Below are 6,144 nucleotides of genomic sequence, written 5' to 3' on the forward strand. Positions count from 1 at the left end.
GTGACTACCAGCCAAGCGGCGACCAGCCGACAGCCATCGCCGACCTGGACCGGCGCGTGCGCGCAGGTGAGAAGGACGTCGTCCTGCTCGGCGCGACCGGCACCGGCAAGTCGGCCACCACCGCGTGGATGATCGAGAAGCTCCAGCGCCCCACCCTCGTGATGGCGCCGAACAAGACGCTGGCCGCCCAGCTGGCAAACGAATTCCGCGAGCTCCTGCCGAACAACGCGGTGGAGTACTTCGTCTCGTACTACGACTACTACCAGCCCGAGGCCTACGTCCCGCAGTCGGACACGTACATCGAAAAGGACTCCTCGATCAACGAGGAAGTCGAGCGCCTGCGCCACTCCGCGACGAACTCGCTGCTCACCCGGCGTGACGTGGTCGTGGTCGCCTCCGTCTCCTGCATCTACGGCCTCGGCACCCCGCAGGAGTACGTCGACCGGATGGTCTCGCTCAAGGTCGGCGACGAGATCGACCGCGACCAGCTCCTGCGCCGCTTCGTCGACATCCAGTACACGCGCAACGACCTGGCGTTCACCCGCGGCACCTTCCGGGTCCGCGGCGACACCATCGAGATCTTCCCGGTCTATGAAGAGCTGGCCGTCCGCATCGAGATGTTCGGCGACGAGATCGAGGCGCTCTCCACGCTGCACCCCCTCACCGGCGAGGTCATCAGCGACGACGACCACCTGTACGTCTTCCCGGCCTCGCACTACGTGGCGGGCCCGGAGCGCATGGAGAAGGCGGTCAACGGCATCGAGAAGGAGCTCGCCGAGCGCCTGTCCGAGCTGGAGAAGCAGGGCAAGATGCTGGAGGCCCAGCGCCTGCGCATGCGCACGACGTACGACCTGGAGATGCTCCGCCAGATCGGCTCCTGCTCCGGCATCGAGAACTACTCGATGCACTTCGACGACCGCGAGCCCGGCTCCGCGCCGAACACCCTCATCGACTACTTCCCCGAGGACTTCCTCCTCGTCATCGACGAGTCGCACGTCACGGTCCCGCAGATCGGCGCGATGTACGAAGGGGACGCCTCCCGCAAGCGCACCCTGGTGGACCACGGCTTCCGGCTGCCGTCCGCGCTGGACAACCGCCCGCTGAAGTGGGAGGAGTTCCTCGGCCGCATCGGCCAGACCGTCTACCTCTCGGCGACCCCCGGAAAGTACGAGCTCTCGCGCGGGGACGGCTTCGTCGAGCAGATCATCCGCCCCACCGGCCTCATCGACCCGGAGGTCGTGGTCAAGCCCACCGAGGGGCAGATCGACGACCTGGTGCACGAGATCCGCACGCGCACCGAGAAGGACGAGCGCGTCCTGGTCACCACCCTCACCAAGAAGATGGCCGAGGACCTCACCGACTACTTCCTCGAACTGGGCATCCAGGTCCGCTATCTGCACAGCGACGTCGACACGCTCCGCCGCGTCGAGCTCCTGCGCGAACTGCGCGCCGGTGAGTACGACGTCCTGGTCGGCATCAACCTCCTGCGCGAGGGCCTGGACCTGCCCGAGGTCTCCCTGGTGTCGATCCTCGACGCCGACAAGCAGGGCTTCCTGCGCTCGGGCACCTCCCTGATCCAGACCATCGGCCGCGCGGCGCGCAATGTTTCGGGCCAGGTCCATATGTACGCGGACAAGGTCACCCCGGCGATGGAGCAGGCCATCGAGGAGACCAACCGCCGCCGCGAGAAGCAGATCGCGTACAACAAGGAGAAGGGGATCGATCCCCAGCCCCTGCGCAAGAAGATCAACGACATCGTGTCGGCGATCGCGCGCGAGGAGGTCGACACGGAACAGCTGCTCGGCACGGACTACCGCAAGTCGAAGGGCGGCGACGCGGGCACGGCGGCCAAGGCGCCGGTGCCCGCCCTGGGCGGCAAGGCGAACAAGGCCGCCAAGGGCAAGGCCGCCGAGAAGGTGCCCACGGACCGTCCCGCGGCCGAACTGGCCGAGCAGATCGAGGAGATGACCACGCGGATGCGCGCGGCAGCCGCCGACCTGCAGTTCGAGATCGCCGCACGGCTGCGTGACGAGGTGTCGGAGATGAAGAAGGAGCTCAGGCAGATGCGGGAGGCGGGGCAGGCCTAGGCGTACTGCCTGGTGTGTTGCAAGACCGACACAAAGTACTGCCCGCGGTGCGGCACTGTCCGTGCCTCTGCATAAGGTGCTGGGCAACCGCACAGACCGGCGGTTGCCCGGGCAGTTGGAGAGGGGACAGCGCGTGACGGTCAACATGACCAAGGGTCAGGCCATCAGTCTGCAGAAGGACGACGGGGGCGCCCTGACCGCGGTGCGCATGGGCCTCGGCTGGCAGGCGGCCCCGAGGCGCGGCCTGTTCGGCACGCGTACGCGCGAGGTCGACCTGGACGCCTCGGCCGTGCTGTTCGCCGACAAGCAGCCGATCGACGTCGTGTTCTTCCGTCACCTCGTCAGCGACGACGGTTCCGTGCGGCACACCGGCGACAACCTGGTCGGCGGCGCCGGCCAGGGCGGGGACGACGAGTCGATCCTCGTCGACCTGCAGCGCGTCCCGGTCCACATCGACCAGATCGTCTTCACGGTGAACTCCTTCACGGGCCAGACGTTCCAGGAAGTGCAGAACGCGTTCTGCCGCCTGGTCGACGAGACCAACGGCCAGGAGCTCGCCCGCTACACCCTCGACGGCGGCGGTCAGTACACCGCGCAGATCATGGCGAAGGTCCACCGCGTGGGCGCGGGCTGGCAGATGACGGCCATCGGCAACCCCGCCAACGGGCGCACGTTCCAGGACCTGATGCCGTCGATCCTGCCGCACCTGTAAGGACACGCGGCACCAGTAGGTACAGAGGGCACGAGGGGGACGAGGCGATGACGGCCGAGCTGGTCCGGGGGCAGAACCACCCGCTGCGCGAGACCCGTCTGGAGATCCGGGTCTCGGTCGGCAAGCCGATCGTGGCGGGGGTCACGCTCGGCGACGACCGGGGCAAGGTGCGCGGCACGGACTGGGTGGCCCACCCCGGCTCGCCCACGCTGCCGGGCCTCGAAGTGCCCCGGCAGGCCGCCGCCGACCACCGCCTCGCGGTGGACCTCGGCGCCGTGCCCGACGAGGTGCACCGGGTCAGCGTCCTGCTCGCGCTGCCCGTCGGCGTCGGGGGACCGGCCAGCTTCGGCTCCCTCGCCGCCCCCTTCGTGGCCGTCACCGGGCTCGACGGCTCCGAGGTCGCCAGCTACACCATCACGGACCTGGACGCCGAGTCCGCCGTCGTCGCCCTGGAGCTCTACCGCAGGCAGGACGCCTGGAAGGTGCGCGCCGTCGGCCAGGGGTATGCGGGCGGCCTCGCCGACATGCTCACCGACCAGGGCCTGCCGCAGGCCCACGAACTGGCGGGCACGATCAACGAAGCGGTGGCCCGCGGCCTCGCCCGCTCGGTGGCCGCGCCGCCGCCCCGCCCCTCGGACGAGGCCCGCGTACGGGCGGCGGGTCAGACGGCCGCCGCGCCCGGAGCGCCGGGACCGGACAGCACCGCCGCTCCCCAGCCCGCCCCGGCCCCCCGTCAGCCGGGCGACGCGGGCAGCACGGCCGGCGGCCCCGTCAACTACACCCACCCCGGCCGTCAGACGAGCGCACCGCCGCCGCCCGCGCCGACGGCGGCCCCGGCCGAGCCGGGCAGGAGCGCCCAGCCCGTGGCGGGCGACGCGACCGGCTGGTCCATGGACGAGCGGCTCTACAACCAGGTGTGGGGCATGTTCGAGGACCTGGCCCGCGCCACGGCCGCCTACCGAAGCGCCGTCGACTTCGCCGATTCGCGCATGGACCAGGAGCTCGACAAGGTCCTCTCCGACCCGCGCAGCCGCATCGGCAACACCGGGGACCTCGCACGCGAGGCCGCCCGCACCAAACACGGCCTGCTCGTCGACCGGGCCAGGGAGGCACTCGACCGCGATTTGGGCCAACTCGCCGCCGAGTCCGAGGTCGTCGAGCCCGCCCTGCCCATGGCGTACGCCGGCTGGGACAGCCCCGTCTGGCACGCCTACCGCTCGCCCATGGAGATCCCCATGGCGCTACGCCTGGGCGACCTTCATCTGCCCGAGCGCCCCGGCCTGCGCATCCCGATGCTGGTCAGGCTGCCCCTCGAACGCGGCCTGTGGATCGACAGCGGCCGCTCGTCGGGCACGGACACCCTGGCCGACACGGACCAGCTGCGCCGCCTGGCCATGGACAGCGCGGTCGCGCACGCCGCGCGGCTGCTCGCGGTCTATCCGGCCGGTGAGTTCACGGTGCACGTCATCGACGCCGCGGGCTCCGCTGCGTCCGCGCTTTCCCCGCTGGTGGCGGCGGGCGTCCTCGACGGGGCCCCGGCCGCGGGTGCGGCAGGCGTCTCCGCCGTACTCGCCAAGCTCACCCAGCGCGTGGACCTGGTGCAGATGGCGATCCGCGCGGGCGCCTCCGACGCGCTGCCGCCGGACCTGGACACCGCCGAGCAGCTCCTGATCGTCAACGACTTCCCGCACGGCTTCGACGACCGCGCCGTGACCCAGCTCCGCTACCTCGCGGACGAGGGCCCCGCGGTCGGCGTACATCTGATGCTGGTCGCCGACCGTGAGGACGCCGCCGAGTACGGCCCGCTGCTCGACCCGCTCTGGCGTGCGCTCCTGCGCCTGACCCCGGTGGCCGACGATCACCTCGCCGACCCCTGGGTGGGCCACGCGTGGACGTACGAACCGCCGATGGTGCCGCGCGGCAGCGGGGTGCTCGGGCAGGTCCTCGACCAGGTCGCGCACGTGCGCCGGACGGGCGGCCGCTGACGCCCCGCGGGACGCTCCGGCGGGCCCCGGAAGCCGTCGCGGCCACTACCGGTAAAGCTACTTTCGGACCCGCCTGACCTGGTCTTTTGGCTCTTGTTTGCCATCTCCTTTACTAAATCTTGGTGTTTCGCGTACTCTTCTTGCAGCGGAGGGGAGTACTCCCGAACGCGACGTGCCCGTCAATACGGACCGCCATCGGTCCCGGGGCGTCGGCCCGCGGGGCGGTGAGCCGCCTCGGGTGGAAGAGACCTCCGGCAGCGACGACGCTGATCAGTAGCCGTACGACGCCGGAGGCGCAGTGGACGTTTCAATGACCCTTTGGGTAGTGACCATTCTTGGTCTCTGTGCCCTGATCGCGGTCGACTTCTTCATCGGCCGCAAGCCGCACGACGTATCCATCAAGGAAGCCGGAATCTGGACGATCGTCTGGATCGTGCTGGCCGCTCTCTTCGGAGTGGGCCTGCTGATCTGGGGCGGCGGCCAGGCCGGCGGCGAGTTCTTCGCGGGCTTCATCACCGAGAAGTCGCTCAGCGTCGACAACCTCTTCGTCTTCATCCTGATCATGGCGAAGTTCTCGGTGCCCAGCCATCTCCAGCAGCGGGTGCTGCTGTTCGGTGTGCTGATCGCGCTCGTACTGCGAGCGATCTTCATCGCCGCGGGCGCCGCGGTCATCGCCAACTTCTCCTGGGTCTTCTACATCTTCGGCGCGTTCCTGATCTACACCGCCTGGAAGCTCATCCAGGAGGCGCGTGCCGACGAGGACGAAGAGGAGTGGGAGGAGAACCGCCTCCTGAAGGCCGCCGAGCGCAAGTTCGGCGTCGCCGACCGGTACCACGGCACGAAGCTGTTCATCCAGAAGAACGGCAAGAAGATCATGACGCCCCTCATGGTCGTCATGCTCGCCATCGGTACCACCGACGTGCTCTTCGCGATGGACTCGATCCCCGCGATCTTCGGCCTCACCCAGGACCCGTACATCGTCTTCACGGCGAACGCCTTCGCCCTGATGGGTCTGCGCCAGCTGTACTTCCTCATCGGCGGACTGCTCAAGAAGCTGGTCCACCTCAGCTACGGCCTGTCGGTCATCCTGGGCTTCATCGGCGTGAAGCTGGTCCTGCACGCCCTGCACGAGAACGGCGTGCACGTCCCGGAGATCTCCATCCCGGTCTCGCTCGGCGTCATCTGCGGTGTCCTTGTCATCACGACGATCACCAGCCTGATGGCCACCAAGAAGCAGGCGAAGAAGGAGGCCGCGGAGCAGGCTGCCGACGAGACTCCGAAGGACAGCATCGGCGCCTGACGGCATCCGGCGCAGGAGTTACCAGCACGGGCGGTGGCCCGCGGCTCATGGCCGCGGGCC

Annotated in this window: 4 protein-coding genes; all 4 read left to right on the top strand. The window is 69.4% G+C overall.

From position 1 onward, the window contains the following. The coding region (gene uvrB / locus ACQKIP_RS37160) for an excinuclease ABC subunit UvrB (protein WP_427745149.1) at positions 1–2,087 on the top strand (2,087 nt) is incomplete at its 5' end. 133 nt (positions 2,088–2,220) lie between these two features. Continuing rightward, positions 2,221–2,799 (top strand): TerD family protein, encoded by a 579-nt coding sequence (locus tag ACQKIP_RS37165; RefSeq protein WP_365853081.1) that lies wholly within the window; start codon positions 2,221–2,223, stop codon positions 2,797–2,799. A 47-nt stretch (positions 2,800–2,846) separates the two neighbouring features. Beyond that, positions 2,847–4,784 carry a TerD family protein gene (locus ACQKIP_RS37170; protein ID WP_365853083.1) on the top strand — a complete coding sequence of 646 codons (1,938 nt, stop codon included), beginning with the start codon at positions 2,847–2,849 and terminating at the stop codon, positions 4,782–4,784. Between the two features lie 310 nt (positions 4,785–5,094). Further along, positions 5,095–6,084, top strand: coding sequence for a TerC family protein (locus ACQKIP_RS37175; RefSeq protein WP_365853085.1), 990 nt, complete (start codon positions 5,095–5,097; stop codon positions 6,082–6,084). Positions 6,085–6,144 lie beyond the last annotated feature (60 nt).

Source organism: Streptomyces sp. NPDC059900 (assembly GCF_050270335.1).
GTDB lineage: Bacteria > Actinomycetota > Actinomycetes > Streptomycetales > Streptomycetaceae > Streptomyces.